This is a genomic window from Pseudomonas sp. N2-3-1-14 (assembly GCF_041228395.1).
In the GTDB taxonomy this organism is placed as follows: domain Bacteria; phylum Pseudomonadota; class Gammaproteobacteria; order Pseudomonadales; family Pseudomonadaceae; genus Aquipseudomonas.
Genome location: NZ_CP166199.1, coordinates 579,985 through 606,824, shown reverse-complemented (window position 1 = coordinate 606,824; position 26,840 = coordinate 579,985). Strand labels below are relative to the sequence as shown.

Here is a 26,840-nt window from a genome sequence, read left to right as displayed (position 1 = left end):
CGAGCAATCCACTCGGTCTTGTGTAGTTTTACTACTCGTATATACATTCGAAAGGCTGAAATGGCCGACGATTTGTAGTAAAACTACAGGACGCCGAAGCAACCTTCGGCCATCCAAGAATTTATGTCGTCTGCCCACAAGGCCAGTCGCAAACTTCAGGCAACCGATTCTGGTAGCCTTTCCGCCCTGGAGCAAGCCATGCAAGACCTCGATCCCGTCGAAACCCAGGAATGGCTGGACGCCCTGGAATCGGTTCTCGACAAAGAAGGCGAAGACCGTGCTCACTACCTGATGACCCGTATGGGCGAACTCGCGACCCGCAGCGGCTCGCAATTGCCTTACGCCATCACCACGCCATACCGCAACACCATCCCCGTTACCCACGAAGCACGCATGCCTGGCGACCTGTTCATGGAACGCCGCATTCGCTCGTTGGTACGCTGGAACGCCATGGCGATGGTAATGCGCACGAACTTGAAAGATTCTGACCTGGGCGGTCACATCTCCAGCTTCGCTTCCAGCGCAACCCTGTATGACATCGGTTTCAACTACTTCTTCCAGGCCCCGACCGACGAACACGGCGGCGACCTGATCTACTTCCAGGGCCACACTTCTCCAGGCGTTTACGCCCGTGCGTTCATGGAAGGCCGCATCACCGAAGAACACATGAACAACTTCCGCCAGGAAGTGGACGGTAACGGCCTGTCGTCGTACCCGCACCCTTGGCTGATGCCTGATTTCTGGCAGTTCCCGACTGTATCCATGGGCTTGGGCCCGATCCAGGCGATCTACCAGGCACGCTTCATGAAGTACCTGGAAGCGCGTGGCTTCATCCCTGAAGGCAAGCAGAAAGTCTGGTGCTTCCTGGGCGACGGCGAGTGTGACGAGCCGGAATCCCTGGGCGCCATCTCCCTGGCCGGCCGCGAGAAGCTCGACAACCTGATCTTCGTCATCAACTGCAACCTGCAGCGCCTCGACGGCCCGGTTCGCGGCAACGGCAAGATCATCCAGGAACTCGAAGGCGTGTTCCGCGGTGCTCAGTGGAACGTGACCAAAGTCATCTGGGGCCGTTTCTGGGACCCACTGCTGGCGAAAGACGTCGACGGTATCCTGCAACGTCGCATGGACGAAGTCATCGACGGCGAGTACCAGAACTACAAAGCCAAAGACGGCGCGTTCGTACGTGAACACTTCTTCAACACGCCTGAACTCAAGGCAATGGTTGCAGACCTGTCCGACGACGAGATCTGGAAACTCAACCGTGGCGGCCACGACCCATACAAGGTCTACGCGGCGTACCACGAAGCGGTCAACCACAAAGAACAACCGACCGTCATCCTGGCCAAGACCATCAAGGGTTATGGCACCGGTGCCGGCGAAGCGAAGAACACTGCGCACAACACCAAGAAGGTTGATGTTGAAAGCCTGAAGCTGTTCCGCGACCGCTTCGACATCCCGGTCAAGGACGAAGAGCTGGAGAACCTGCCGTTCTTCAAGCCAGAGCCAAACAGCGCCGAAGCCCGCTACCTCAGCGAGCGTCGCAATGCATTGGGCGGTTTCGTGCCACAGCGCCGCGCCAAGAGCTTCAACATCCCGACACCGCCACTCGATACCCTCAAGGCTATCCTGGACGGCTCGGGCGACCGTGAAATCTCCACCACCATGGCCTTCGTGCGGATCCTCGCGCAGCTGGTCAAGGACAAGGAAATCGGTTCGCGTATCGTCCCGATCATCCCGGACGAAGCCCGTACCTTCGGTATGGAAGGCATGTTCCGTCAGTTGGGCATCTACTCCTCCGTCGGCCAGCTCTACGAGCCAGTCGATAAAGACCAGGTGATGTTCTACAAGGAAGACAAAAAGGGCCAGATCCTCGAAGAAGGCATCAACGAAGCGGGCGCCATGAGCTCCTTTATCGCTGCCGGTACTTCGTACTCCAGCCACAACCAGCCGATGCTGCCGTTCTACATCTTCTACTCGATGTTCGGCTTCCAGCGTATCGGCGACCTGGCGTGGGCAGCAGGCGACAGCCGTACCCGTGGCTTCCTGATCGGCGGTACCGCCGGCCGGACAACGCTGAACGGCGAAGGCCTGCAACACGAAGACGGTCACAGCCACATCCTGGCTGCCACCATCCCGAACTGCCGCACCTTTGATCCAACCTACGGCTATGAGCTGGCGGTGATCATCCAGGACGGCATGAAGAAGATGACCGAAGAGCAGCAGGACGTTTTCTACTACATCACCGTGATGAACGAGTCCTACCAGCAGCCAGCCATGCCGGCCGGTGTCGAGGAAGGCATCATCAAGGGCATGTACCTGCTCGAAGAAGACACCAAGGAAGCGGCGCACCACGTACAGCTGATGGGCTCCGGCACCATCCTGCGCGAAGTGCGTGAAGCGGCCAAGATCCTGCGTGAAGAGTTCAACGTCGGCGCTGACGTGTGGAGCGTTACCAGCTTCAACGAACTGCGTCGCGACGGCCTGGCAGTGGAGCGTAACAACCGCCTGCACCCAGGTCAGAAGCCAGCGAAAAGCTACGTCGAAGAGTGCCTGGCCGGCCGTAAAGGTCCAGTCATTGCCTCTACCGACTACATGAAGCTGTTTGCTGAACAGATTCGCCAGTGGGTCCCGTCCAAGGAATTCAAAGTCCTGGGCACCGACGGTTTCGGCCGCAGTGACAGCCGCAAGAAGCTGCGTCACTTCTTCGAAGTTGACCGTCACTTCGTGGTGTTGGCAGCCCTGGAAGCCTTGGCTGACCGTGGTGAGATCGAACCTAAGGTGGTGGCTGACGCTATCGTCAAGTTCGGGATCAACCCGGAAAAACGCAACCCACTGGACTGCTGAGGAGATTTTTTGTGAGCGAACTCATTCGCGTACCTGACATCGGCAGCGGTGAAGGTGAAGTAATCGAGCTGTTTGTGAAGGTCGGCGACACCGTCGAAGCCGACCAGAGCATCCTGACCCTGGAATCGGACAAGGCGAGCATGGAAATCCCTGCTCCCAAGGCCGGCGTGGTCAAAAGCCTGAAAGTGAAGCTGGGCGACCGCCTGAAAGAAGGCGACGAACTGCTGGAACTGGAAATCGAAGGCGCCGCTGACGCGGCCCCTGCGGCGGCTCCTGCTGCCGCTGCTGCACCTGCACCGGCTGCTGAAAAGCCTGCCGCCGCTGCCGAGGCGCCTGCAGCCCCGGCCGCTGCTCCGGCTGAGGCCTCTGTTCAGGACATTCACGTCCCGGACATCGGTTCGTCGGGCAAGGCCAAGATCATCGAGCTGCTGGTCAAGGTCGGCGACACCGTCGAAGCCGACCAGTCGCTGATCACCCTGGAGTCCGACAAGGCCTCCATGGAAATCCCATCGCCGGCTGCCGGCGTGGTGGAAAGCATCGCGGTCAAGCTCGAAGACGAAGTCGGCACTGGCGACTTCATCCTCAAGCTCAAAGTACAAGGCGCTGCGCCGGCTGCTGCTCCAGCACCGGCTGCGGCTGCACCTGCTGCAAAAGCTGAAGCGGCTCCGGCTGCTGCCGCCCCTGCACCGGCAGCGAAAGCCGAGGCTGCACCGGCTCCTGCGGCTGCCGCACCTGCGCCACGCGGTGCCAAGGTTCACGCCGGCCCAGCCGTGCGTCAGCTGGCCCGTGAGTTCGGTGTTGAGCTCAATGCTGTGTCGGCCACTGGCCCGCACGGTCGTGTGCTGAAAGAAGACGTGCAGGTTTACGTCAAGGCCATGATGCAGAAGGCCAAGGAAGCTCCGGCTGCCGGCGCTGCTACCGGTGGCGCTGGTATTCCGCCGATTCCGGTCGTGGACTTCAGCCGCTTCGGCGAAACCGAAGAAGTGCCGATGACCCGCCTGATGCAAATCGGCGCGTCGAGCCTGCACCGCAGCTGGCTGAACATTCCGCACGTGACCCAGTTCGACCAGGCCGACATTACCGACCTGGAAGCTTTCCGCGTTGCGCAGAAAGCCGTGGCCGAGAAGGCTGGCGTGAAACTGACCGTGCTGCCACTGCTGCTCAAGGCCTGCGCGCACCTGCTCAAGGAACTGCCGGACTTCAACAGTTCGCTGGCGCCAAGCGGTAAAGCGATCATTCGCAAGAAATACGTGCACATCGGTTTTGCAGTTGATACCCCGGACGGCCTGCTGGTGCCTGTGATCAAGAACGTTGATCAGAAGAGCCTGCTGCAACTGGCTGCTGAAGCGGCTGCACTGGCCGCCAAGGCCCGTGACAAGAAGCTGACTGCAGACGACATGCAAGGCGCGTGCTTCACCATCTCCAGCCTCGGGCACATTGGCGGCACTGGCTTTACGCCGATCGTCAACGCGCCGGAAGTGGCGATCCTGGGTGTGTCCAAGGCCACTATCCAGCCTGTGTGGGACGGTAAAGCGTTCCAACCGAAGCTGATGCTGCCGCTGTCGTTGTCCTACGATCACCGTGTGATCAACGGCGCCGCCGCTGCACGCTTCACGCAGCGTCTGAGCCAACTGCTGAACGACATCCGCACCATCCTGCTGTAAGCCGCAAACGGGCCTCCCTTTCACCGGGGAGGCCTGGCTGCACCGATTTCCGAGCGCCACGCTCGTACCTCAACCCCGCCACTTGGCGGGGCTTTTTTTGGCCTGCTTTTTTGTCGGGGTAAGGGCTGTAGCGCGTGCGTCAACTCGCCACCCATCACCTGGATTGTAGAAACCGCTCCCGCGGCCGATAACAGCCATATAGCACTTAGCCTTCATCCTCTCTTGTCAGTGCGTGCTGCATGATGCAACCTTGCCGCAGGCGACAGTAAAGAGGGCGTGAGCCCGGCGCCGTGCGCATTTTTCCAAGCGAGTTTCCCCATGAAAAGCCAACCCGATGCCGCCCATATGGCGGCCGAGGTAGTGACGCAGTTACCGGTGCCTTCGCGCCTCGGCATGTTGCGTTTCGAACGGCTTAATGAGGCAAGCTGGGCGCTGCTGTACCTCGACCCCAATTGCGAGCGCCAGTTTGGTCTGCCGGCGGTCGAACTGTGCGCCCTGGTCGGCACGCCCTACGCCAGCTTGATGGAACCGCAGGCGCGCTACCAACTGCACGACGCCATCCAGCAACAGCTGACCCAGAGCCCGCATTACCTGGTGCGCTACACCTTGCACACCAGCGACGGGCCTTTGAGTCTGCTGGAAATGGGCGAGACCTACAAACAGCACAATCGCCACCTGCTGCGCGGCTACCTGATGGTGGTCGACGGACTGTTTAGCGAAATCCCCACTGCCGTCCCGACCGCAGACCTGGAAAACCAGAACAGCCGCCTGCAGATCGCCCTGGAACTCAACCAGCGTGCCCAGCAGGAACAGTTGCAGCACCTGGAGCGCGTGCGCGCCCAACAGGAGCTGATCCTGCTGCTGGCTCGCCAGCGCTACACCACGCCCAACTCGCTGCAGGAAGCCGCCGAGCTGATCACCCGCAGCGCGTGCGACATCTACCAGATCGATTGCGCGAGCATCTGGAACCTGGAAGGCCAGCACCTGGTGCCGATCTCGGCGTACCACCGCGACAACCAACAGCACCACTTGCCTGAAGCGATCGACGCCAGCGGCTTCCCGGACTACCTGGAAGCCCTGCACTCGAGCCGCGCCATCGACGCCACCCATGCGTTGCGTGACCCGCGCACCCGGGAAATGGCCGAAAGCCTGCGCGCCAAGGACGTGCACGCGATGCTCGACGCGAGCATCCGTGTGGATGGCCAAGTCATCGGCGTGCTGTGCCTGGAACAAAGCGGCAGCTCGCGTGCCTGGCAGGCTGATGAGATCGCCTTCGCCGGCGAGCTGGCGGACCAGTTCGCGCAAGTGATCAACAACCACAACCGGCGCGCCGCCACCAGCGCGCTGCACTTGTTCCAGCGGGCTGTGGAGCAAAGCGCCAACGCGTTTCTGCTGGTCAATTGCGACGGCGTGGTCGAGTACGTCAACCCAAGCTTTACCGCGATCACCCAGTACAGCGCCGAAGAAGTCCATGGCCATCGACTGGCGCAGTTGCCGGCCCTGGAAAACCTCAGCGAAATGCTCTTCGACGCACCGTCGAGCCTGGCCAAGAGCAACAGCTGGCAAGGTGAGTTCAAGAGCCGACGCAAAAACCTCGAACCCTACTGGGGCCAGCTGTCGATTTCCAAGGTGTATGGCGACAACCGTGAGTTGACCCACTACATCGGCATCTACGAAGACATCACCCAGACCAAGCTGGCCCAGCAGCGCATCGAGCGCCTGGCCTACACCGACAACCTGACCAACCTGGGCAACCGCCCGGCGTTTATCCGCAACCTGGATGAGCGCTTCGCGCGCGACAGCGACAGCCCGATCAGCCTGTTGCTGGTGGACATCGACAATTTCAAGCGGATCAACGACAGCCTCGGCCACCAGACCGGCGACAAGTTGCTGATCAGCCTGGCCCGGCGCCTGCGCAACAGCCTGAGTGCCAGCGGCAGCCTGGCGCGGTTTGCCAGTAACGAGTTCGCGGTGTTGCTCGACGACACCGACCTGGAGAGTGGCCAACAGGTCGCCAGCCAGTTGCTGGCAACCCTCGACAAACCGATGTTCGTCGACAACCAACTGATCAGTGTCACCGGCTCCGTGGGCCTGGCCTGTGCGCCGTTGCACGGCCGCGACCCGCAAACCCTGATGCGTAACGCCGGGCTGGCCCTGCACAAGGCCAAGGCCAATGGTAAACACCAGGTACAGGTGTTTACTGAGGCGCTGAACGCCGAGGCCAGTTACAAACTGTTTGTGGAAAACAACCTGCGCCGCGCCCTGACCCAAAACGAGCTGGACGTGTTCTACCAGCCCAAGCTGTGCCTGCGCAGCGGCCGGCTGCTGGGCATGGAAGCGCTGTTGCGCTGGAACCACCCGGAAAAGGGCATGATCCGTCCCGACCAGTTCATCAGCGTGGCGGAAGAAACCGGGCTGATCATCCCCATCGGCAAATGGATCGCGCGCCAGGCCTGCCGCATGAGCAAGCAATTGAGCGCCGCCGGCATGGGCAACTTGCAGGTGGCGATCAACCTGTCGCCCAAGCAATTCTCCGACCCGGACCTGGTGGCCTCGATTGCCACCATCCTCAAGGAAGAACAGTTGCCCGCGAAACTGCTGGAGCTGGAGCTGACCGAAGGTTTGCTGCTGGAAGCCACCGAAGACACACGCCTTCAACTGGACCAGTTGAAGAGCTTTGGCCTGACCCTGGCCATGGATGACTTCGGTACCGGCTATTCGTCGCTGAGCTACCTGAAGAAATTCCCCATCGACATCATCAAGATCGATCGCAGCTTTATCCACGAAATCCCGGACAACCAGGACGACATGGAAATCACCTCGGCAGTGATCGCCATGGCCCACAACCTCAAGCTCAAAGTGGTGGCCGAGGGCATCGAAACCTCCGAGCAACTGGCCTTCCTGCGCCGGCATCGTTGCGATGTGGGCCAGGGCTATTTGTTCGACCGGCCGATCCCCGGTGCAGAGCTGCTCGAGAAGCTTAAACGCTACCCGCGCGGGCCAATCGCCTGACAGCGCTGTAACACTCGGGCACACTGGCTGTCTGAATCTTTACCGCTAACTCAACCTGACGAGAGGACTGCTCATGGTCTTGCGCTCGGAAATTCTGGTGAACAAAAACGTGTTGCCCACTCAAGAACAAGCTTTGCCTGGCCGTGAAACCCCGATGGCACTGCCAGAGACGCATTTCGTCAACGGCAACCCGCTGCTCGGCCCCTTTGTCGACAACGTCGAGTTCGCGATCTTCGGTCTCGGTTGTTTCTGGGGTGCCGAACGCCGGTTCTGGCAGCGCGACGGTGTGGTCAGCACCGTGGTCGGCTACGCCGGCGGCTACACGCCGAACCCCACCTACGAAGAAGTCTGCTCGGGCCTGACCGGCCATAGCGAAGTGGTACTGGTGGTGTTCGACCAGGACAAGATCAGCTACGAAGAGCTGCTGAAAATGTTCTGGGAGCTGCACAATCCGACCCAAGGCATGCGCCAGGGCAACGACATCGGCAGCCAGTACCGTTCGGTGATCTACGCCGTGAAGCCTGAGCACCTGGAAGCGGCCAAAGCCAGCGCCGAGGCGTATCAGGGCGAGCTGACCAAGGCCGGCCTGGGCACCATCACCACAGAAATCGAAGAAGCACCGACGGTGTACTTCGCCGAGGCGTATCACCAGCAATACCTGGCGAAGAACCCGCAGGGCTACTGCGGGATCGGCGGCACGGGCGTGACCTGCCCGATCTAAGCACAACGCAGATCAAAAAATGTGGGAGCGGGCTTGCTCGCGAATGCGGTATATCAGTCGACATATCTGTTAACTGACACTCCGCTTTCGCGAGCAAGCCCGCTCCCACATTTAGTCTTGTGCTTGGCTTGAGATCTGATTACTCAGCGATAAGCCAATCCATCTGCCACCCACCCTGGGTCTGGCCAAGTTTTTTAGACAACCACGGCAGCAGCTCACGCAACTCCTCTTCCAAACCCCACGGCGGGTTGGCAATCGCCAGGCCCGAGCCGGTCAGGGTGTTGGGCGTGTCCAGCGGATGCACCAGCAACTCCACCCGCAGCAACTTCGGCGCACCGGTGCCGGCCAGGTCCTGGTAGAAGCGACGCAACATGCGCTGGTCTTTCACCGGGTACCAGATCGCCGCAACGGTCTGGCGCATGCGGCTGACCGCTTCCTTGAGGGACGCCGCGCAGCGCTGCATTTCGTCGAGCTTTTCAAACGGCGGATCGATCAGCATCAACGCACGTTTTTCCGGTACCGGCAGCAAGGCGCGCGGCACATGCCAGCCTTCGCCCAAGTGCACTTTGACGCGGCGATCGCCCTTCATGTTGTCCTTGAGCAGCACGCCGTCTTCCGGGTGTTTTTCATTCAGCAGGACACGGTCCTGAGGCCGCGTGAGGCGGCGCGCCAGTTCTGGCGAGCCCGGGTAGTAGCGCAACTGGCCATCCGGGTTCATCTCATGCAACACGCGCATGTAGTCGGCGGTCAGCGGCGGCAGGTCGCTCTCGCCCCACAAGCGGGCGATGCCTTCCAGGTATTCACCGGTGCGGTTGGCCTGATCACCTTGCAGGTCGTACAGCCCGATCCCGGCGTGGGTGTCGAGGTAGGCGAACGGCTGCTCCTTGCGCGACATCAGAGCGATGAGGCGGGTCAAGGTCAGGTGTTTGAAGACATCGGCGTGGTTGCCGGCGTGAAAGGCGTGACGATAATTCATGGTTGCTCCTGCGCAGGGGGCGAAGTTTACCTTCTACAGGCGCAAAGGGGCAGAGTGTGGCGAGCGGGCTCACCCCGCGTTGGGCTGCGCAGCAGCCCTGGATAAGGTCACCGCGTTCTTTTTTTGCCAGAACTCAGTGGCAGGTTTTGGGGCCGCTACGCAGCCCGACGCAGGGCAAGCCTGCTCGCCACAACAACCCCTCGCACCGATGACTATTTTCAGCAGGCGCTGCGTCAACTCAACTCTGAGGCCAGATAGTCGGCCAGCGCCCCCTGGCTGACATCCGCCCCGCGCGCAAAGCAGGCGACCTTGTGGCGCAAGATCGCAGGCTTGAAAGCGGTATGCAGGTCGGGGCGCTGCTCTTCGAGCCATTGCAGCAAGTTGTCGATCAGCACGTGGGGTGATTGCTCTGCCAGATGCTCCAGCAACGAGGCAGGCACTTGCCACCATGGGCTGGTTTTGGCGGCAGTGACCGGGCCAGTCGCAACCGTTAGCGGTTGGCCGTTGATCAGGTAACGCTGAAATACCGGCAACACCTTCCCCGCCTCATCGCCGATGTTTTGCACAATCGCCAGAAATTGACCGCCATCCCAGAAGCGCAAAAACACTTCCTGCCCCTCGGGCAACAGCACCTTGGTCAAGCTTTGCAGGTGCGCGACCACTGTTTCCAGTGGGCTGGACGATACGGCCAGCCAACCCCAGTCCGTAGATTCGGTGGTTGCTATCCAGTCGAGGAATGGGCTTTCGGGCTCGATGATGGCGACGTAAGGCATGACCTCAGTCCACTCAGCATAGGCCGTGCTTGCCCAGATGGGCTGGGGCGGCATACCAGCTGCCATTTTTCGCCAGACATCTACCGGCTTTGCGTCGCTGGCGTTACTGAGAATGACGAAGGCATTCTCAGTCGTCTGAAGGGGACAATGGGTTAACCAAGTTTCTGGTAACAACTGATTCGGCATTAGGTACATTCCAATCAAAGGAGGACGCAAGCAATGATTCGTTTTTCATAACAATTGCTGTCACAAACAAAGCGTCAACAATTACATTTTGAAAAGCTCTCGCCTAATCTAGAACCAATCAACATCCTCCCATCCCACAAGCTCTCCCATTACAAGCAAAATAAAAATGCCAAGGACGGAGGCCACTGAACAGACACCTAGACTTTTCAAAATAAATTTGAGCATCTTCGGAAACTCAGCGTAGTCCTCAGCACTAAGACGTCCGTGTTTTATAGAGTGTGCGGGAAAGGCGAAAGCACCGATCACAGTCCTTATCACCCACGATCTACTTATAGGATCCCAACCGATACTTCCATCCGAACTTATAACATACCAACTACGCCTTAAGTTCTTCCGTATCTTTTACACCTTAAAATAAGAAAGATACAAAGCCCACACAGGAACAATCAAAATAAATAAAAAACACGCAACCATTAAGCTCCAGTAATAATCCTTACATCTCCAAAGGACTAACTTGAGGCAACAAAGCCAAACATGTCACACCCCCCATGAGTCAATGTACAACCTCATAGATATTTTCGCCTAACTTTTCGCCCCTATTGCCAGATAATGCACTTACACTTGCCAACGCCTTTACGCACCAGAGGTCCGAGACAGTTATTCAATTGACTCAGTAAATTTTATCGCTACGCGATAAAATCTTAAGTACTCTAGGTAGGCCACCCTAGAAAATTAATTGCCAAGGCCATCACCACACCACCTAATGTGAGCACAATTGCTGCTGTCGCAGAGGATACAATCCAAAACTTTAAGGGCTTCGGAAACCGTCTATAGTCATCTGGGTCAAGCTCACCTCTTTCAATTGATTTTTGAGGAAAAACCAACACACCCGAGACACCACTTAGAATATAAAGCTTACCGACCAGCCCAGCGTTCAAAAGGGAGCTCCTATTTTGAACAACTAATGACCGCCCCAAACATCTGACAATTTCTGACATTCTAAAAAAAACCATATAAAACCAAATACCAATAATAAAAATACCGGACAAAAACAAGCCTAAGGAGGACATCAAAAAAATGATTTCCGAGTCACTTATCATCGGACAACCTTATAAACAACTTCCCCAATAGTTTCACCCACTTTAGAAAATGCGTTATCCCCTACAGCAGATCCCAACCCCGCGACTACAACAGCGCAAACCGCTCCACCCACCCCGACGGTAGCAACGCCAATACCGACACATATGGCCCCACTTCCCATAGCACCAACCACCCCACCAGTTACCATTCCAACGAATGCCCCACTTTCGGTGAACTTGACCTGCTGACACTCATCCCGGCTTCCAACTCGACACGTTTCCTTCACCTTCAATGCGGACGCTGCCCCCCCCTAGCCCAATACCGATAAACCCGCCGGCCTTCATATACTGGCTCGCCCGCGCCACACTTTGAATATGCGTCGCATATCCAGGAATCCCCCCTGACACACCCGCTTTGCTCCAATGATGAACCAAACTACGACTGGAAATCCCCAATGCTTTTTTGAGCTTTGGGTGATCGGCAATGCCAACTCCTTTGCGTACCAGAGGCCCGAGGCTGTTATCCAGTTGAGTTAACAGCTTCTGACGTTTAGCGAAAAATTCTGCACCTTGCAAATTGCCCTGAGCCTGGAAGGTTTTGACGTGCAACTTTTCAAGATCTACGAGGACGGACTTGGTCCGCGTTAAATGATTTTCCACCATGCTTGATCCCACCCCCAACGCCATCGAACTCTGCGCCAAAAAAGCACCAACCTCTTGCTGGTGCTCAACCATAAACGCCGCCTCGTCATCGCTCATCGGCGTCAGTGCATCGTTCACTTCTTTCGCCGCCTCCATCAGCAATGCCTCTTCACGCGTGCATTGGCTGTTAAGCGGGTCGCTGAGGACGAGCATTTGCCCCGGCCTGGCGTACTGCGTGAGTTGTGGATTGAGGCCGCGAAACCGCTCCAGCACGATCGCACTGGGCGATTCGAACAGCGACTTTTCCAAGGCATCCCGAGACATTGCGCGCTGCACGATATGAAACCCCGGCTCGACGCCAGCAGCTTTCCCGGCAGAGGGTCCCGGACCTTTATTCCCATGCTGCGGGAGGTCACACTGGCCGTTCTTGCAGCGCTCGCACTCTTCGCAAAAAGGTGCGCTACGTTTCAGGCTGGCCACTTGCACGCGGCTTAACGGGGCAGGAACAACCGCTAGGAGCTTTTCCTTTATTCCCGGCATTAACGGCGCAGTCGCGGCAGCCGGCGCGCCGCCGAGCTGAATCGGCACGCTGCTGAAAATCCCACCCGCCGACAGCGTGATCGACTGCCCGCCGGCCTGGATTGTCACACTCGCACCGGCGTCGATGACGATGCTCTGCCCCGCTCCGATCTGGATGGTGCGACCTGCACGCATCTGCTGCGAGCCACCGACCACCAAATGATCGTCCTGCTTGAGTTCAGTCAGGCGGTTGCCATGGGTAATGCGCTGCTCTTCGCCTTGCAGTTCATGGTGCGACTCGCCGCCCACTTTCACCCGGCGCTGGTTATCCACCTGCACTTGCTGGTCATGCAGCACATGCTGAGTCCAATCGCGCTGGGCGCGCAGGTAGATTTCCTCGGCGCCTTTGCGGTCTTCGATGCGCAGCTCGTTGTAACCGCCACCCCCCGGACTGCTCTGGCTGCGAAAGATGCTGCGGGTCTTGTCTGCCGGCAGGTCAAGGGGCAGAGGGTTCGCCGCGTTGGGCAGGCAGCCCATCACCAGCGGCATGTCCAGGTCACCATTGGCGAACCCCACCAGCACTTCCATACCGACCCTGGGTATCAGCACCGAGCCGTAACGATCATGCGCCCAGCCACTGGCGACACGCAGCCAGCAGCTGGAGTGCTCGTTGTGTTCCCCGTCACGGTCCCAGGCCAGTTGCACCTTGACCCGACCGTATTCGTCGCAATGGATTTCACTGGCGGCAGGCCCGGTAACCACCGCGTGTTGATAACCGCCGATGCTCGGGCGCGGCAATTCAGGCAAGGGCGGGCGGAAAATCACATCCCATGGCACGGCGATAAACGTGTTGCGGTAGCCCTGACGAAAATCTTCGCCTGCCACCTTAGTAACAGCCTCTTCCAGCACCTGGGGTTGTTTGCCCTGATGGGAAACCTGGGTGACCAGCCACAAATCATTCCAGCTTTCTCGCGGGTGCCCGCCAAGCCTGAGGAACCGGCCACTGGCCAAGGCAGGATCATCCCCTTCACCCTGGGCGGCTCTTGAGTCTGTGCGCAGGCGCTCCAAGCCTCGCTGCGCAAGGTATTTGCCATGGGGGCGATCGGAAAAGTGGCCGGGATACTGCTGCATTTCAAGGCGCGGAAGCTGTTCGCCAGCCACGGCACTTTCCAGCGTCAGGCGCGGCTTACGAAAATCATAATCGCGCAGGTTTACCCCTGTTGTGCGGGTTTCCAGTTGCATCGCAAAGCGCTTGATCGCCGGTGTTGCCGCCACCATCCCGGAACCGGGGCTGTAGGGAGTGGGGTGTTCGGCCTGGGCGAACACCGTCTGGTCATCACCGAATACCAGCAGGTGCCCATCGGGCGAATGCTGGAAGTGGTAGTGGATGCCCACCTCGGCGCACAGACGTTGAATGAACGCCAGATCAGTCTCGCCGAACTGCACGCAATACTCGCGCAGTGGATAAGTACCGCTCAGGCGAAACTCAAAGCGGTCGCTCAGGATGCCTTGCCCGACCAACACCAGCGCCACAATCTGCGGCACACTCTTGTGCTGAAAAATACGCTGATGACTGCTGTGCGCCAGGTACTTAAGATGCGGCACAAGACGGATCTGATAACGCGTCAGGCGCCGCCCCGACTCGCCCTGCCCGACTCGATAGACCTGGCCATGCACCCCATGCCCCTGCTCATCGAACCCCAGATAGGCCTGGCGATGCAGCAAGCTTTCCAAATCGAGATCGGGCTGTTCGCTGACCAGTTCAAGGTCGATACAGTAAGGCTGACTCAGCGCCTCCTCACCCTGGAAGCTGTAGACCTTGAGGTCGCTGGCAATCCCATCCAGGGTCAGGTTAAACGCACTTTGATTGGCAGGAGCGAACATCCGGTGTTTCTCTGCGAAGGGTAGGCGGCCGATTCTGCACTACGGGTGCGCCCTGCTGAGCACGCCCCAGACAAATCAGTAAATCCCTACGCGCGCGCATCAGAAAGTTCTTCGGACCAACCCAAATCACACGCAAAAAAAGGCCCGCCATCCGTAGGACGCGGGCCTTTTTTCCAATTCAACAGGCGCTTAACACCCGACGAATTACTTGTTGAGGTTGTAGTCTTTTTCCGCCGCGTCAAAACGCTCGACCATACCGGCAGTCGGTGCGCCCAGCTTGCTGACGACGTAGATCGCCAGGCTGGCGAAGATAAAGCCCGGGATGATTTCGTACAGGCCCAGCAGCTCGAAGTGCTTCCACACAATCACAGTGACCGCGCCGACCAGGATGCCGGCCAGTGCGCCGTTGCGGGTCATCTGTTTCCAGATCACCGAGATCAGCACCACAGGCCCGAACGCGGCGCCGAAACCGGCCCAGGCGTAGCTCACCAGACCCAGCACGCGGTTGTTCGGGTTGGCTGCCATGGCAATCGCGATCAGGGCAACCAGCAGCACCATCGCGCGGCCGACCCACACCAGCTCAACCTGGGAGGCGTTTTTGCGCAGGAAGGTTTTGTAGAAGTCTTCGGTCAGCGCGCTCGAGCACACCAGCAACTGGCAACTCAGGGTACTCATGACCGCAGCCAGAATGGCCGACAGCAGCACGCCCGCGATCCACGGGTTGAACAGCAGCTTGGCCAGTTCGATGAACACACGTTCGTGGTTCTCGTTGACCGGGCCGGCCACTTCCGGGTGCGCCGAGAAGTAAGCGATACCGAAGAAGCCCACCGCCACGGTGCCGCCCAGGCACAGGATCATCCAGGTCATGGAGATGCGACGCGCCTTGGCAATCGACTTCACCGAATCCGCCGCCATGAAACGCGCGAGGATGTGCGGCTGGCCGAAGTAACCCAGGCCCCAGCCCATCAGCGAAATGATGCCGATGAAGGTGGTGTTTTTCAGCATGTTGAAGTTGTCGGGGTTCTTGGCTTCGATCGCCAGGAACGTGGTGTCGATGCCACCGGTGGCCAGCAACACAATGATCGGCGTCAGGATCAGCGCGAAGATCATCAGCGTGGCTTGTACGGTATCTGTCCAACTGACTGCCAGGAAACCACCGACGAAGGTGTAGGCAATTGTCGCGGCAGCACCGGCCCACAGCGCGGTCTCGTAGGACATGCCGAAGGTGCTTTCAAACAGACGGGCGCCGGCCACGATGCCGGAAGCGCAATAAATGGTGAAGAACACCAGAATCACCACCGCAGAGATGATCCGCAGCAGGCCGCTTTTGTCTTCGAAACGGCTGGAGAAGTAATCCGGCAGCGTCAGGGCGTCGCCGTTGTGTTCGGTCTGCACCCGCAGGCGGCCGGCCACGAACAACCAATTCAGGTACGCGCCGACGATCAGACCTATGGCGATCCAGCTTTCCGACAGACCGGACATGTAGATGGCGCCCGGCAGGCCCATCAACAACCAGCCGCTCATATCGGAAGCACCGGCGGACAACGCGGTGACCACGCTGCCGAGGCTGCGACCGCCGAGGATGTAGTCAGAGAGGTTGTTGGTGGAGCGATAGGCCATGAAGCCGATCAACACCATTGCTGCGATGTAGATCACAAATGTGATCAGGGTAGGATTACTTACGCTCATAAGAGTGACGCCCTGGCTTTGTTTTTATGTAGCGACGGTCTGTGTCAGACGGCCACCCGTTGATAAGCGGATAGACGAGACTGCGTGCCGTGCATTTATGACTGGCGTTTCCCCAGGAAAGCCGCCAGCCGATGAACCGAACCTTGCAGGCGGTTGCACCTTGGGCGCGAATGCTATTCAACAAAGCAAATAAGGTGCAACCAGTTTCTTGAGAATAAGTTGCACCTAGGCATGTTTAGCCCAAAACCACGGTTTTTTGCTCCTTTTCGGAGCAAGAACAGCCGACCTCAGAAGTAAACGCACCAAAGGAAAGCAGTTTTTGCTGAAGGCCGGATTTTTTCCCGATCACGATCAAAAATTTCCTGAACAATTTGGGTTGCACCCGGTTGCACCTCTGCATGGGCAAAGCTAATCTTGCCGCCAGCAGATGCCACGCAGTAGTGGCACCCATGAGGATAAAAAGATGGCAACGACCACCCTTGGGGTCAAACTCGACGACCCGACCCGCGAACGCCTCAAGGCCGCCGCGACCTCCATTGATCGCACGCCGCACTGGCTGATCAAGCAGGCGATTTTCAATTACCTGGAGAAACTGGAGGGTGGTGCAACCCTGAACGAGCTCAATGGCCTGGGCAGCAAGGACGCGGAGGACGCTGGCGAGGTTCAGCCTGACCACGCCCACCAGTGCTTCCTGGAGTTCGCCGAAAGCATCCTGCCGCAATCGGTACTGCGCGCCTCGATCACCGCCGCCTACCGCCGCCCGGAACCGGAAGTGGTGCCGATGCTGATCGAGCAGGCGCGCCTGCCGCAGCAGATGGCCGAAGCCACCAATAAGCTGGCCGCCTCGATTGCCGAGAAGTTGCGCAATCAGAAGAGCGCCGGCGGCCGTGCCGGTATTGTTCAAGGCCTGCTGCAAGAATTTTCGCTGTCGTCCCAGGAAGGCGTGGCCCTGATGTGCCTGGCCGAAGCGCTGCTGCGCATCCCGGACAAGGGCACGCGCGACGCACTGATCCGCGACAAAATCAGCACTGGCAACTGGCAGCCGCACCTGGGCAACAGCCCGTCGCTGTTCGTCAACGCCGCCACTTGGGGCCTGCTGCTGACCGGCAAACTGGTCGCCACGCACAACGAAGCGGGTTTGACCTCGTCCCTGAGCCGCATTATCGGCAAGAGCGGCGAGCCGATGATTCGCAAGGGCGTCGACATGGCCATGCGCCTGATGGGCGAGCAGTTCGTCACCGGCGAAACCATCGCCGAAGCCCTGGCCAATGCGAGCAAGTTCGAAGCCAAGGGCTTCCGCTATTCCTACGACATGCTCGGCGAAGCCGCGCTGACCGAACACGACGCCCAGAAGTACCTGGCCTCGTACGAACAAGCCATTCACTCCATCGGCAAAGCCTCTCACGGCCGTGGGATTTATGAAGGCCCGGGCATTTCCATCAAGCTCTCGGCACTGCACCCGCGTTACAGCCGTGCTCAGTACGAGCGTGTGATGGACGAGCTGTACCCGCGCCTGCTGTCGCTGACCTTGCTGGCCAAGCACTACGACATTGGCTTGAACATCGACGCCGAAGAAGCCGACCGCCTGGAGCTGTCGCTCGACCTGCTCGAACGCCTGTGCTTCGAGCCGCAACTGACCGGCTGGAACGGCATCGGCTTCGTGATCCAGGCCTACCAGAAACGCTGCCCGTATGTGATCGACTACGTCATCGACCTGGCACGCCGCAGCCGCCATCGCCTGATGATCCGCCTGGTAAAAGGTGCGTACTGGGACAGCGAGATCAAGCGCGCCCAAGTTGAAGGCCTGGAAGGCTACCCGGTGTACACCCGCAAGGTGTACACCGACGTTTCCTACATTGCCTGCGCACGCAAACTGCTGTCGGTGCCGGAAGCCATCTACCCGCAGTTCGCCACGCACAACGCCCACACCCTGTCGGCCATTTACCATATCGCCGGCCAGAACTATTACCCCGGCCAGTACGAGTTCCAATGCCTGCACGGCATGGGTGAACCGCTGTACGAGCAGGTTGTAGGCAAGGTTTCCGAGGGCAAGCTGAACCGTCCGTGCCGCGTGTACGCACCGGTCGGTACCCACGAAACACTGCTGGCCTACCTGGTGCGTCGCCTGCTGGAAAACGGCGCCAACACCTCGTTCGTCAACCGTATTGCGGACCACACTATTTCGATTCAGGAATTGGTGGCCGATCCAGTGGCCAGCATCGAGCAGATGGCCACGCTGGAAGGCGGCTTCGGCCTGCCGCACCCGCGTATTCCACTGCCGCGTGACCTGTATGGCAGCGACCGCGCCAACTCGGCCGGTATCGACCTGGCGAACGAACACCGCCTGGCGTCGCTGTCTTGCGCGCTGCTGGCCACCGCGCATAACGACTGGAAAGCCGCGCCGATGCTGGGCTGCACCTCCAGCAATGAGCCGGCCGCACCTGTGCTGAACCCGTCCGACCTGCGTGACGTGGTGGGCCATGTACAGGAAGCCACCGTCGAAGACGTCGACAACGCCATTCAATGCGCGATCAATGCCGGCCCGATCTGGCAGGCCACCCCGCCCGCCGAGCGCGCCGCGATCCTGGAGCGTGCCGCCGACTTGATGGAAGGTGAGATCCAGCCGTTGATGGGCCTGCTGGCCCGCGAGGCCGGCAAGACTTTCGCCAACGCCATCGCCGAAGTGCGCGAAGCCGTGGATTTCCTGCGCTACTACGCGGTACAGGCCCGTAACGATTTCACCAACGACGCCCACCGCCCATTGGGCCCAGTGGTGTGCATCAGCCCGTGGAACTTCCCGCTGGCGATCTTCAGCGGCCAAGTGGCTGCCGCACTGGCTGCCGGTAACCCGGTATTGGCCAAGCCTGCCGAGCAAACCCCGCTGGTGGCGGCACAAGCCGTGCGCATTTTGCTCGAAGCCGGCATTCCGCAAGGCGTGCTGCAACTGCTGCCGGGCCAGGGCGAAAGCGTCGGTGCCCGCCTGGTGGGGGATGATCGCGTCAAAGGCGTGATGTTCACCGGCTCCACCGAAGTGGCGCGCCTGCTGCAACGCAGCGTTGCGGGCCGCCTGGATGCCCAGGGCCGCCCGATTCCGCTGATCGCCGAAACCGGTGGCCAGAACGCAATGATCGTCGACTCTTCGGCGCTGACCGAGCAAGTGGTCATCGACGTTGTGTCCTCGGCCTTCGACAGCGCCGGCCAGCGCTGCTCGGCCCTGCGCGTTCTGTGCCTGCAGGAAGATTCGGCAGACCGTGTGATCGAAATGCTCAAGGGTGCCATGGCTGAATGCCGTCTGGGCAACCCGGAGCGCCTGTCGGTAGACATCGGCCCGGTGATCGACGCCGAAGCCAAGGCTGGCATCGAGAAACACATCCAGGCCATGCGCGACAACGGCCGCAACGTGTACCAAGTGGCGATTGCCGACGGCGAAGAGATCAAGCGCGGCACCTTCGTGATGCCCACCCTGATCGAGCTGGAAAGCTTCGACGAGCTGCAACGCGAGATCTTCGGCCCGGTGCTGCACGTGGTGCGTTACAAGCGCAAAGAGATCGACCAGCTCATCGCGCAGATCAACGCCTCCGGCTACGGCCTGACGCTGGGCGTGCACACCCGCATCGACGAGACCATCGCCAAGGTGATCGACAATGTTCACGCCGGTAACGTCTATGTGAACCGCAACATCGTGGGCGCGGTGGTTGGCGTGCAGCCCTTCGGCGGCGAAGGCTTGTCGGGCACTGGCCCGAAAGCCGGTGGGCCGCTGTACCTGTACCGTCTGCTGTCGACTCGTCCTACCGATGCGATCGAACAATCCTTCGTGCGTGGCGACAAGCTGGCCACGCCGGACGTGCGTCTGCGCGATGCCATGAGCCAACCGCTGACCGCCCTGAAAACCTGGGCCGACAGCCACAAGTTCAGCGAACTGAGCGCCCTGTGCAACCAGTTCGCCGCGCAGTCGCAAAGCGGTATTACCCGCCAGCTGGCCGGCCCGACCGGCGAGCGCAACAGCTACGCGATCCTGCCCCGCGAGCACGTGCTGTGTCTGGCGGACGTGGAAGGTGATCTGCTGACGCAACTGGCGGCGGTATTGGCCGTCGGCGGTTCGGCGGTATGGCCGGAAACTGACCTGACTAAAGCATTGTTCCCACGTCTGCCGAGGGAAGTTCAGGCGAAGATCAAGCGCGTGGCTGACTGGACCAAGGATGAGGTGGTATTCGACGCGGTCCTGCACCACGGTGATTCCGACCAATTGCGTGCGGTGTGCCAGCAAGTGGCGCAGCGTGGTGGGGCGATTGTCGGGGTGCATGGTTTGTCGCAAGGTGAGACGGCGATTGCGCTGGAGCGTCTGGTGATTGAGCGGGCGTTGAGTGTTAACACCGCTGCGGCGGGCGGTAACGCCAGCCTGATGACTATCGGCTAACTGACAAAACGCGGAAAAATGTGGGAGCTGGCTTGCCTGCGATAGCGGCGGGTCAGTGACAAAGATGTCGGCTGGCACTGTCTCATCGCAGGCAAGCCAGCTCCCACATTGACCGCGTTCGCAACTCCCTTCTCGCGTTCTGCCTCTGCATCACGCAAATCAATCTTGCTATCCAGCCTCTATTTGCGCACTTAGACTCCGGCCATTCCCTTAAAAGGTAAGCCGCCATGTCCGAGACGCTGCTCAGTTCCCGCAATCTGGCTTTCGAGCTGTACGAAGTCCTCGATGCCGAGGGCCTGACCCAGCGCGAGCGGTTTGCCGAGCACAACCGCGAAACGTTCGATGCCGCCATCAGCACCGCGCGCAGCATTGCCGAAAAGTACTTCGCGCCGCACAACCGCAAGAACGACGAAAACGAACCGCGCTATGAAGACGGCAAGGCGATCCTGATTCCGGACGTCAAACCCGCCGTGGACGCGTTCCTCGAAGCCGGCTTTCTGAACGCCGCGCGCAGCTTCGACGCCGGCGGCATGCAGTTGCCGACCCTGCTATCGCAAGCCTGCTTTGCGCACTTCCAGTCGGCCAACGCGGCCTCGACCTCCTACCCGTTCCTGACCATGGGCGCCGCCAACCTGATCGAAAGCTTCGGCACCGAGGCACAGAAGCAGCGCTTCCTGCAGCCAATGATCGAGGGCCGCTTTTTCGGCACCATGGCACTGACCGAGCCGCATGCCGGTTCATCCCTGTCGGATATTCGTACACGCGCAGAGCCAGCGGCTGACGGCAGTTATCGCCTCAAGGGCAACAAGATCTTCATCTCCGGCGGCGACCATTCGCTGTCGGAAAACATCGTGCACATGGTGCTGGCCAAGCTGCCGGATGCGCCGGCCGGGGTGAAGGGTATTTCGCTGTTTATCGTGCCCAAGTTCCTGGTCAACGAGGATGGCAGCCTGGGCGCGCGCAACGATGTGCTGCTGGCCGGGTTGTTCCACAAGATGGGCTGGCGCGGCACCACGTCCACGGCGCTTAACTTCGGCGATAACGGCAATTGCGTCGGCTATCTGGTCGGCAAGCCGCATCAGGGTCTGAGCTGCATGTTCCAGATGATGAACGAGGCGCGCATCGGCGTGGGCATGGGCGCAGTCATGCTCGGTTATGCCGGCTACCTCTATTCGCTGGAATACGCCCGCGAACGCCCACAAGGTCGCCTGCCTGACAGCAAAGACCCAGGCACCGCGCCGGTTTCGATCATCCAGCACGCCGATATCAAGCGCATGCTGCTGACACAAAAAGCCTACGTCGAAGGCGCCTTCGACCTCGGCCTGTATGCCGCGCGGTTGTTCGATGACACCACCACGCTGGAAACCGAAAGCGAGCGCAAGCAAGCCCACGAACTGCTCGACCTGCTCACGCCCATCGTCAAATCCTGGCCGTCGGAGTTCTGCCTCAAGGCCAACGAGCTGGCGATCCAGATTCTCGGCGGCCACGGTTACACCCGCGAATACCCGGTGGAGCAGTACTACCGCGACAACCGCCTGAACCCGATCCACGAAGGCACCCACGGCATCCAGTCCCTGGATTTGCTCGGGCGCAAGCTGGCGCAGAATGGCGGCGCGGGCCTCAAGCAACTGATCCGCCTGATCGCCGAAACCGGCGCTCGGGCTCAGGAATACGCCTCACTGACGGCCCTGCGCGAACCGCTGGAGCAATTGGTCAGCCGCCTGCAAAGCGTGACAATTGGCCTGCTGACCGATCTCGCCCAAGGCAAGGTCAACAGCAGTCTGGCGAATTCGGCACTGTATTTGAAGGTGTTCGGGCACACGGTGATTGGCTGGCGCTGGCTGGAACAGGCGATTCGCGCCGAGGAAGGCCTGGCCAAAGGCAATGCGGCGGATGTTGCCTTCTATAAAGGCAAGCTCCAGGCCGCTCGGTACTTCCTGACCTGGGAAGTGCCGAGCTGCCATCATGAACTGGCGATTCTGGAGGCACGCGATGACACGTGCCTGGGGATGCAGGATGCGTGGTTCTAAGGCGTTCCGATCGCCTTGGAAATCACTTCGACCGTGGCGCTGACTTGCTCTTGGTAACGGTCGAGTTCCTGCTGGTGGTGCTTTTGCATTTCGATCTGCTCGGCGCACAGGTTCAGCGCAGCCAGTACCAATAATTTGTCACCGATCAGGGTCGGGTACTTTTTCTTGGTGGTGGCCAGGGAGGCCTTGAGCATGGTCACGGCGTGCATCAGGGTTTGATCTTCCCCGTCCGGCGCCTTGATCGAGTAATCCTCTCCGAGAATCGAAACGACCTTTATGCCTTCATTCATGCGCCGACAGGACCTGCGCTCACACGCTCAACCAGGGCCTGGATGCGCGCGGCGGTAGCGCCGTGCTTTTCTTCCTGTTCCATCAGGTTCAATTGCAGGCTGTCGTTTTCATCCTTGGCGCGGGCCAGTTCGGCCTTGAGGGATTCGTTGCTGCCCAGTAGGTCCTGATTCTGCTGTACCAGGTCGCTGACCAGTTGTTCCAGTTGGCTGAGGGATGCTTCTAACATTTTGATTTCTCGGGCTTTTTCAAAGGGCGGTGACGATAAAGAAAATTCACCTCGGATGCCAGGGTTATCCCAGGCGCGCAGCCCGATATTTAAGGGCCGGGCCGCACTTTCGAGCCTTAGTGACTGCATTTACCCGATCTGGTTCCTGAATCCGCCCAACCCCTCGTCAGATGCGACAAAAACGCACAGGCCCCTTTAGACTTTAGTCCTACGACCGATAGAGGTGGACTGACCGTCTCATGGCCGCACGGATCGCGCTCTCCCCCAGGATTCCCGCATGTCGCTTCGTAATATGAATATCGCTCCGAGGGCCTTCCTCGGCTTTGCGTTGATTGGCGCGTTGATGTTGTTTCTCGGTGTGTTCGCCCTGAACCAAATGAGCAAGATCCGTGCTGCCACGGAAGACATCACCCTGGCCAGCGTGCCGAGCATTCGCGCCCTCGACGAGTTCACCCAACTGACCCTGCGCCTGCGGGTATTGTCGTACCGCCTGCTGACCAACCGCGAGCCGGAGATCCAGCAAAAAACCCTGGAAGCTTTTGAGCTGCGTAATCAGCAGATCCGCACCGCCCAGGCTGTCTACGAAAAACTCATCGAGGGTGCTGAAGAGCGTTCGGCCTACGACGAGTACGTGCGCTTGCTCGGTCAATACCATCAGATTGAAGAGCGCATGAAGAGCTTCTCCCAGGCCAATCAAGTCGACGATCTGCGCAAATTGCTCAACACCGAATTGCTCAGCAACTCCGAGCAGGTCAATGCCGTGCTCACGCGCCTGCTGGAGCTCAACAACAAAATGGCCCTGACCACCAATAAGGACGCCGAGGACCAATACAACATGGCCTTCAATATGGTGGTGAGCCTGTTGGTGATCGCTACCCTGCTGACCCTGTTGTTCGCCTGGCTGCTGACCCGCAGCATCACTCTGCCCATTTCCCAGGCATTGGAAGCAGCGGAAGAAGTGGCCGAAGGCAACCTGACCCGCCCGATCAAGGTCGACGGCAACGACGAGGCCGGACGCCTGCTGGCGGCGATGGCCAAGATGCAGGACAAGCTGCGCGACACCCTGCAACGCATCGCCGGCTCGGCAACCCAGTTGGCTTCGGCCGCCGAAGAGCTGAACGCCGTCACCGACGAAAGCGCTCGCGGCCTGACCCAGCAAAACAACGAAATCGAACAAGCCGCCACAGCGGTGAACGAGATGACCAGCGCCGTGGAAGAAGTCGCGCGCAATGCGGTCAGCACTTCAGAAGCCTCGCGCAACGCCACCACCTCCGCCGGTGATGGCCGTGATCTGGTGCAGGAAACCGTCAGCGCCATCGAGCGCATGAGCGGTGATGTGCAGGCCACCGCCACGCTGATTGGCGACCTGGCCAATGAATCGCGTGACATCGGCAAGGTGCTGGACGTGATTCGAGGCCTGGCCGACCAGACCAACCTGCTGGCGCTGAACGCCGCAATTGAAGCCGCACGCGCCGGTGAAGCCGGTCGCGGGTTTGCCGTGGTGGCTGATGAAGTGCGCGCCCTGGCCCATCGCACCCAGCAGTCGACCAGCGAGATCGAGCGGATGATTGGCAGCATTCAGGCCGGCACCGAACACGCGGTGGATTCGATGCGTAACAGCACCGAACGCGCCGAATCGACATTGAACATCGCCAAAGGCGCGGGCCTGTCGCTGGACACCATCAATACCGCGATTGTCGAGATCAACGAGCGCAACCTGGTGATCGCCAGCGCGGCAGAAGAGCAGGCGCAGGTGGCGCGGGAAGTGGACCGCAACCTGGTGAACATTCGTGATCTGTCGGTGCAATCGGCCACCGGCGCCAGCCAAACCAGTGCAGCAAGCAGCGAGTTGTCGCGCCTGGCAGTGGATTTGAACGGGATGGTGGGGCGCTTTCGTCTGTAACTGACACACCTGGGTAAAAAATGTGGGAGCGGGCTTGCTCGCGAAGGCGGAGTGTCAGTCACTTGATGTGTAGCTGATACACCGTATTCGCGAGCAAGCCCGCTCCCACATCAGATCTGAGCCAACCCGCAAAAGCTTTTTGACAGCACAGCAATTCAACAGGTTAGAATCGCTGGCACGCAGACTGCATGGTCAGTTTGCGCCCTGTCTTCCCAGTTCTGGAGTACTGCCTTTGAATGCGACGACCATCAACAGCCTGTTCTTGATCGGCGCGTTGCTGGTGGGTGCGAGCATTCTGGTGAGTTCTCTTTCGTCCCGCCTGGGGATCCCGATTCTGGTGATCATCCTGGCCGTGGGCATGATCGCCGGCGTCGATGGCGGCGGCATTATCTTCGACAATTACCCGACCGCCTACCTGGTGGGCAACCTTGCCTTGGCAGTGATCCTGCTCGACGGCGGCTTGCGCACACGGGTGGCGAGTTTTCGCGTGGCACTCTGGCCGGCGTTGTCGCTGGCCACGGTCGGGGTGTTGATCACCACCGGCCTCACCGGCATGGCCGCAGCGTGGCTATTCAACCTCAATATCATTCAAGGCTTGCTGATCGGCGCGATTGTCGGCTCAACCGACGCCGCCGCGGTGTTCTCCCTGCTGGGCGGCAAAGGCCTGAACGAACGGGTGACCGCCAGCCTGGAAATCGAGTCCGGCAGCAACGACCCGATGGCGGTGTTTCTCACCGTGACCCTGATCGACATGCTCGCCACCGGCCAGACCGGCCTGCATTGGAGCCTGCTGACCCACCTGATCCGCGAGTTCGGCATCGGCGGCATCGTCGGTTTGGGCGGCGGCTGGCTGATGCTGCAGATGGTCAACCGCATCAACCTGGCCACCGGCCTGTACCCGATCCTGGTGATCGCCGGTGGCCTGGTGGTGTTCGCGCTGACCAACGCCCTGCACGGCAGCGGCTTTCTCGCCGTGTACCTGTGCGGCCTGGTAATCGGCAACCGCCCGGTGCGCAGCCGCCATGGCATTTTGCATATGCTCGACGGCATGGCCTGGCTGGCACAGATCGGCATGTTCCTGGTGCTGGGCCTGCTGGTCACGCCGCATGACTTGCTGCCCATCGCCCTGCCCGCCCTGGGCCTGGCGCTGTGGATGATCCTGTTTGCGCGGCCGCTGTCGGTGATGGTCGGCCTGCTGCCGTTCAAGGCGTTCCACGGGCGCGAGAAAGCCTTTATCGCCTGGGTAGGCCTGCGCGGCGCGGTGCCGATCATCCTGGCGGTGTTCCCGCTGATGGCCGGCCTGCCGCACGCGCAGCTGTATTTCAACCTGGCGTTCTTTATCGTGCTGGTCTCGCTGCTGGTGCAGGGCACGAGCCTGCCGTGGGTGGCCAAGCTGCTGAAAGTGACCGTACCGCCCGACCCTGCGCCGATCTCCCGCGCCGCCCTGGAAGTGCACGTTACCAGCGAGTGGGAGCTGTTCGTCTACCGTCTGGGCGCAGAAAAATGGTGCATCGGCGCGGCCCTGCGCGAACTGAAAATGCCCGAAGGCACGCGGATCGCCGCGCTGTTCCGTGGCCAGCAACTGCTCCATCCGTCGGGCAGTACGGTGCTTGAAGTCGACGATTTGCTCTGTGTGATCGGCCACGAACACAACCTGCCGGCCCTGGGCAAACTGTTCAGCCAGGCGCCGCAACGTGGTCTCGACCTGCGCTTCTTCGGCGACTTTGTGCTCGAAGGCGACGCCCAGCTGGGCGCGGTGTCGGCGCTGTACGGCCTCAAGCTCGAGGGTATCGACCCGGATATGCCGCTGAGTCGCTTCATCACCCAGAAGGTCGGCGGCGCACCAGTGGTGGGCGACCAAGTGGAATGGAACAACACGCTGTGGACCGTCGCGGTCATGGACGGGAACAGAATCGGAAAAGTCGGCGTCAAATTCCCCGAAGGAAGTCGTCCAGGCCCTGGACTCTTCCTCTAAACTGCGGGG

The 26,840-nt window shown here is 59.9% G+C and carries 13 protein-coding genes and 2 pseudogenes; 9 read left to right on the top strand and 6 right to left on the bottom strand.

What is annotated here, in order from left to right:
* Nucleotides 1-198 precede the first annotated feature (198 nt).
* The 4 genes from aceE (at nt 199) to msrA (ending at nt 8,241) form a co-directional block, all read left to right on the top strand.
* Entirely contained in the window at nt 199-2,844 is a 2,646-nt protein-coding gene (gene aceE, locus AB5I78_RS02795; protein ID WP_369301602.1) for a pyruvate dehydrogenase (acetyl-transferring), homodimeric type, read from the top strand.
* An 11-nt stretch (nt 2,845-2,855) separates the two neighbouring features.
* Entirely contained in the window at nt 2,856-4,508 is a 1,653-nt protein-coding gene (aceF, locus tag AB5I78_RS02790; protein ID WP_262207000.1) for a dihydrolipoyllysine-residue acetyltransferase, read from the top strand.
* Nucleotides 4,509-4,826: 318 nt separating this feature from the next.
* On the top strand, nt 4,827-7,520 hold the full coding sequence (locus AB5I78_RS02785) for a putative bifunctional diguanylate cyclase/phosphodiesterase (RefSeq protein WP_369301603.1): 2,694 nt from the start codon (nt 4,827-4,829) through the stop codon (nt 7,518-7,520).
* 73 nt (nt 7,521-7,593) lie between these two features.
* Nucleotides 7,594-8,241 carry a peptide-methionine (S)-S-oxide reductase MsrA gene (msrA, locus tag AB5I78_RS02780; RefSeq protein ID WP_106577569.1) on the top strand — a complete coding sequence of 216 codons (648 nt, stop codon included), beginning with the start codon at nt 7,594-7,596 and terminating at the stop codon, nt 8,239-8,241.
* A 139-nt stretch (nt 8,242-8,380) separates the two neighbouring features.
* Here the strand turns inward: msrA and AB5I78_RS02775 are convergent, their stop codons facing one another.
* The 4 genes and pseudogenes from AB5I78_RS02775 to putP all read right to left on the bottom strand — a co-directional run bounded on the left by AB5I78_RS02775 (nt 8,381) and on the right by putP (nt 15,989).
* The gene (locus tag AB5I78_RS02775) at nt 8,381-9,217 is read right to left on the bottom strand and encodes a 23S rRNA (adenine(2030)-N(6))-methyltransferase RlmJ (protein ID WP_016975658.1); all 837 of its coding nucleotides are present in this window, start codon (nt 9,215-9,217) and stop codon (nt 8,381-8,383) included.
* Nucleotides 9,218-9,450: 233 nt separating this feature from the next.
* Nucleotides 9,451-10,176, bottom strand: coding sequence for a DUF4123 domain-containing protein (locus tag AB5I78_RS02770; protein WP_369301604.1), 726 nt, complete (start codon nt 10,174-10,176; stop codon nt 9,451-9,453).
* 2,120 nt (nt 10,177-12,296) lie between these two features.
* Nucleotides 12,297-14,300 (bottom strand): annotated as a pseudogene (gene tssI / locus AB5I78_RS02765) (type VI secretion system tip protein TssI/VgrG); the annotation flags it as partial.
* A 204-nt stretch (nt 14,301-14,504) separates the two neighbouring features.
* Nucleotides 14,505-15,989, bottom strand: a complete 1,485-nt coding sequence (putP, locus tag AB5I78_RS02760; RefSeq protein WP_145160050.1) for a sodium/proline symporter PutP — start codon at nt 15,987-15,989, stop codon at nt 14,505-14,507.
* Between the two features lie 463 nt (nt 15,990-16,452).
* On the opposite strand from putP, the gene putA reads away from it, so the two are divergent.
* Entirely contained in the window at nt 16,453-20,406 is a 3,954-nt protein-coding gene (gene putA / locus AB5I78_RS02755; RefSeq protein ID WP_369301606.1) for a trifunctional transcriptional regulator/proline dehydrogenase/L-glutamate gamma-semialdehyde dehydrogenase, read from the top strand.
* A 227-nt stretch (nt 20,407-20,633) separates the two neighbouring features.
* A complete protein-coding gene (locus tag AB5I78_RS02750; protein ID WP_369301607.1) occupies nt 20,634-22,436 on the top strand; it encodes an acyl-CoA dehydrogenase in 1,803 nt (600 codons plus the stop codon).
* Here the strand turns inward: AB5I78_RS02750 and AB5I78_RS02745 are convergent.
* Together AB5I78_RS02745 and AB5I78_RS02740 are read right to left on the bottom strand one after the other, a co-directional pair.
* Entirely contained in the window at nt 22,433-22,726 is a 294-nt protein-coding gene (locus tag AB5I78_RS02745; protein WP_119738009.1) for a cell division protein ZapA, read from the bottom strand. The two genes, AB5I78_RS02750 and AB5I78_RS02745, sit on opposite strands and share 4 nt — an antisense overlap.
* Nucleotides 22,723-22,953 (bottom strand): hypothetical protein, encoded by a 231-nt coding sequence (locus tag AB5I78_RS02740; protein ID WP_038844376.1) that lies wholly within the window; start codon nt 22,951-22,953, stop codon nt 22,723-22,725. Before AB5I78_RS02740 ends, AB5I78_RS02745 begins: the two co-directional genes overlap by 4 nt.
* 277 nt (nt 22,954-23,230) lie before the next feature.
* Here AB5I78_RS02740 and AB5I78_RS02735 point away from each other — a divergent pair.
* The 3 genes and pseudogenes from AB5I78_RS02735 to AB5I78_RS02725 form a co-directional block, all read left to right on the top strand.
* A pseudogene (locus AB5I78_RS02735) lies at nt 23,231-23,953 on the top strand (MCP four helix bundle domain-containing protein); the annotation flags it as partial.
* Between the two features lie 30 nt (nt 23,954-23,983).
* A complete protein-coding gene (locus AB5I78_RS02730; RefSeq protein WP_370004714.1) occupies nt 23,984-24,856 on the top strand; it encodes a methyl-accepting chemotaxis protein in 873 nt (290 codons plus the stop codon).
* Nucleotides 24,857-25,088: 232 nt separating this feature from the next.
* Complete coding sequence (locus tag AB5I78_RS02725) at nt 25,089-26,831, top strand: potassium/proton antiporter (RefSeq protein WP_106577559.1); 1,743 nt, start codon at nt 25,089-25,091, stop codon at nt 26,829-26,831.
* Nucleotides 26,832-26,840 lie beyond the last annotated feature (9 nt).

Excerpts from the sequence above, each read along its gene's own strand:
- AB5I78_RS02740 (WP_038844376.1), bottom strand. The coding sequence starts at position 22,953 with ATGTTAGAAGCATCCCTCAGCCAACTGGAACAACTGGTCAGCGACCTG.
- AB5I78_RS02775 (WP_016975658.1), bottom strand. The coding sequence starts at position 9,217 with ATGAATTATCGTCACGCCTTTCACGCCGGCAACCACGCCGATGTCTTC.
- AB5I78_RS02785 (WP_369301603.1), top strand. The coding sequence starts at position 4,827 with ATGAAAAGCCAACCCGATGCCGCCCATATGGCGGCCGAGGTAGTGACG.
- putA (WP_369301606.1), top strand. The coding sequence starts at position 16,453 with ATGGCAACGACCACCCTTGGGGTCAAACTCGACGACCCGACCCGCGAA.
- aceE (WP_369301602.1), top strand. The coding sequence starts at position 199 with ATGCAAGACCTCGATCCCGTCGAAACCCAGGAATGGCTGGACGCCCTG.
- AB5I78_RS02730 (WP_370004714.1), top strand. The coding sequence starts at position 23,984 with ATGGCCAAGATGCAGGACAAGCTGCGCGACACCCTGCAACGCATCGCC.
- AB5I78_RS02750 (WP_369301607.1), top strand. The coding sequence starts at position 20,634 with ATGTCCGAGACGCTGCTCAGTTCCCGCAATCTGGCTTTCGAGCTGTAC.
- AB5I78_RS02770 (WP_369301604.1), bottom strand. The coding sequence starts at position 10,176 with ATGCCGAATCAGTTGTTACCAGAAACTTGGTTAACCCATTGTCCCCTT.
- msrA (WP_106577569.1), top strand. The coding sequence starts at position 7,594 with ATGGTCTTGCGCTCGGAAATTCTGGTGAACAAAAACGTGTTGCCCACT.
- AB5I78_RS02745 (WP_119738009.1), bottom strand. The coding sequence starts at position 22,726 with ATGAATGAAGGCATAAAGGTCGTTTCGATTCTCGGAGAGGATTACTCG.
- putP (WP_145160050.1), bottom strand. The coding sequence starts at position 15,989 with ATGAGCGTAAGTAATCCTACCCTGATCACATTTGTGATCTACATCGCA.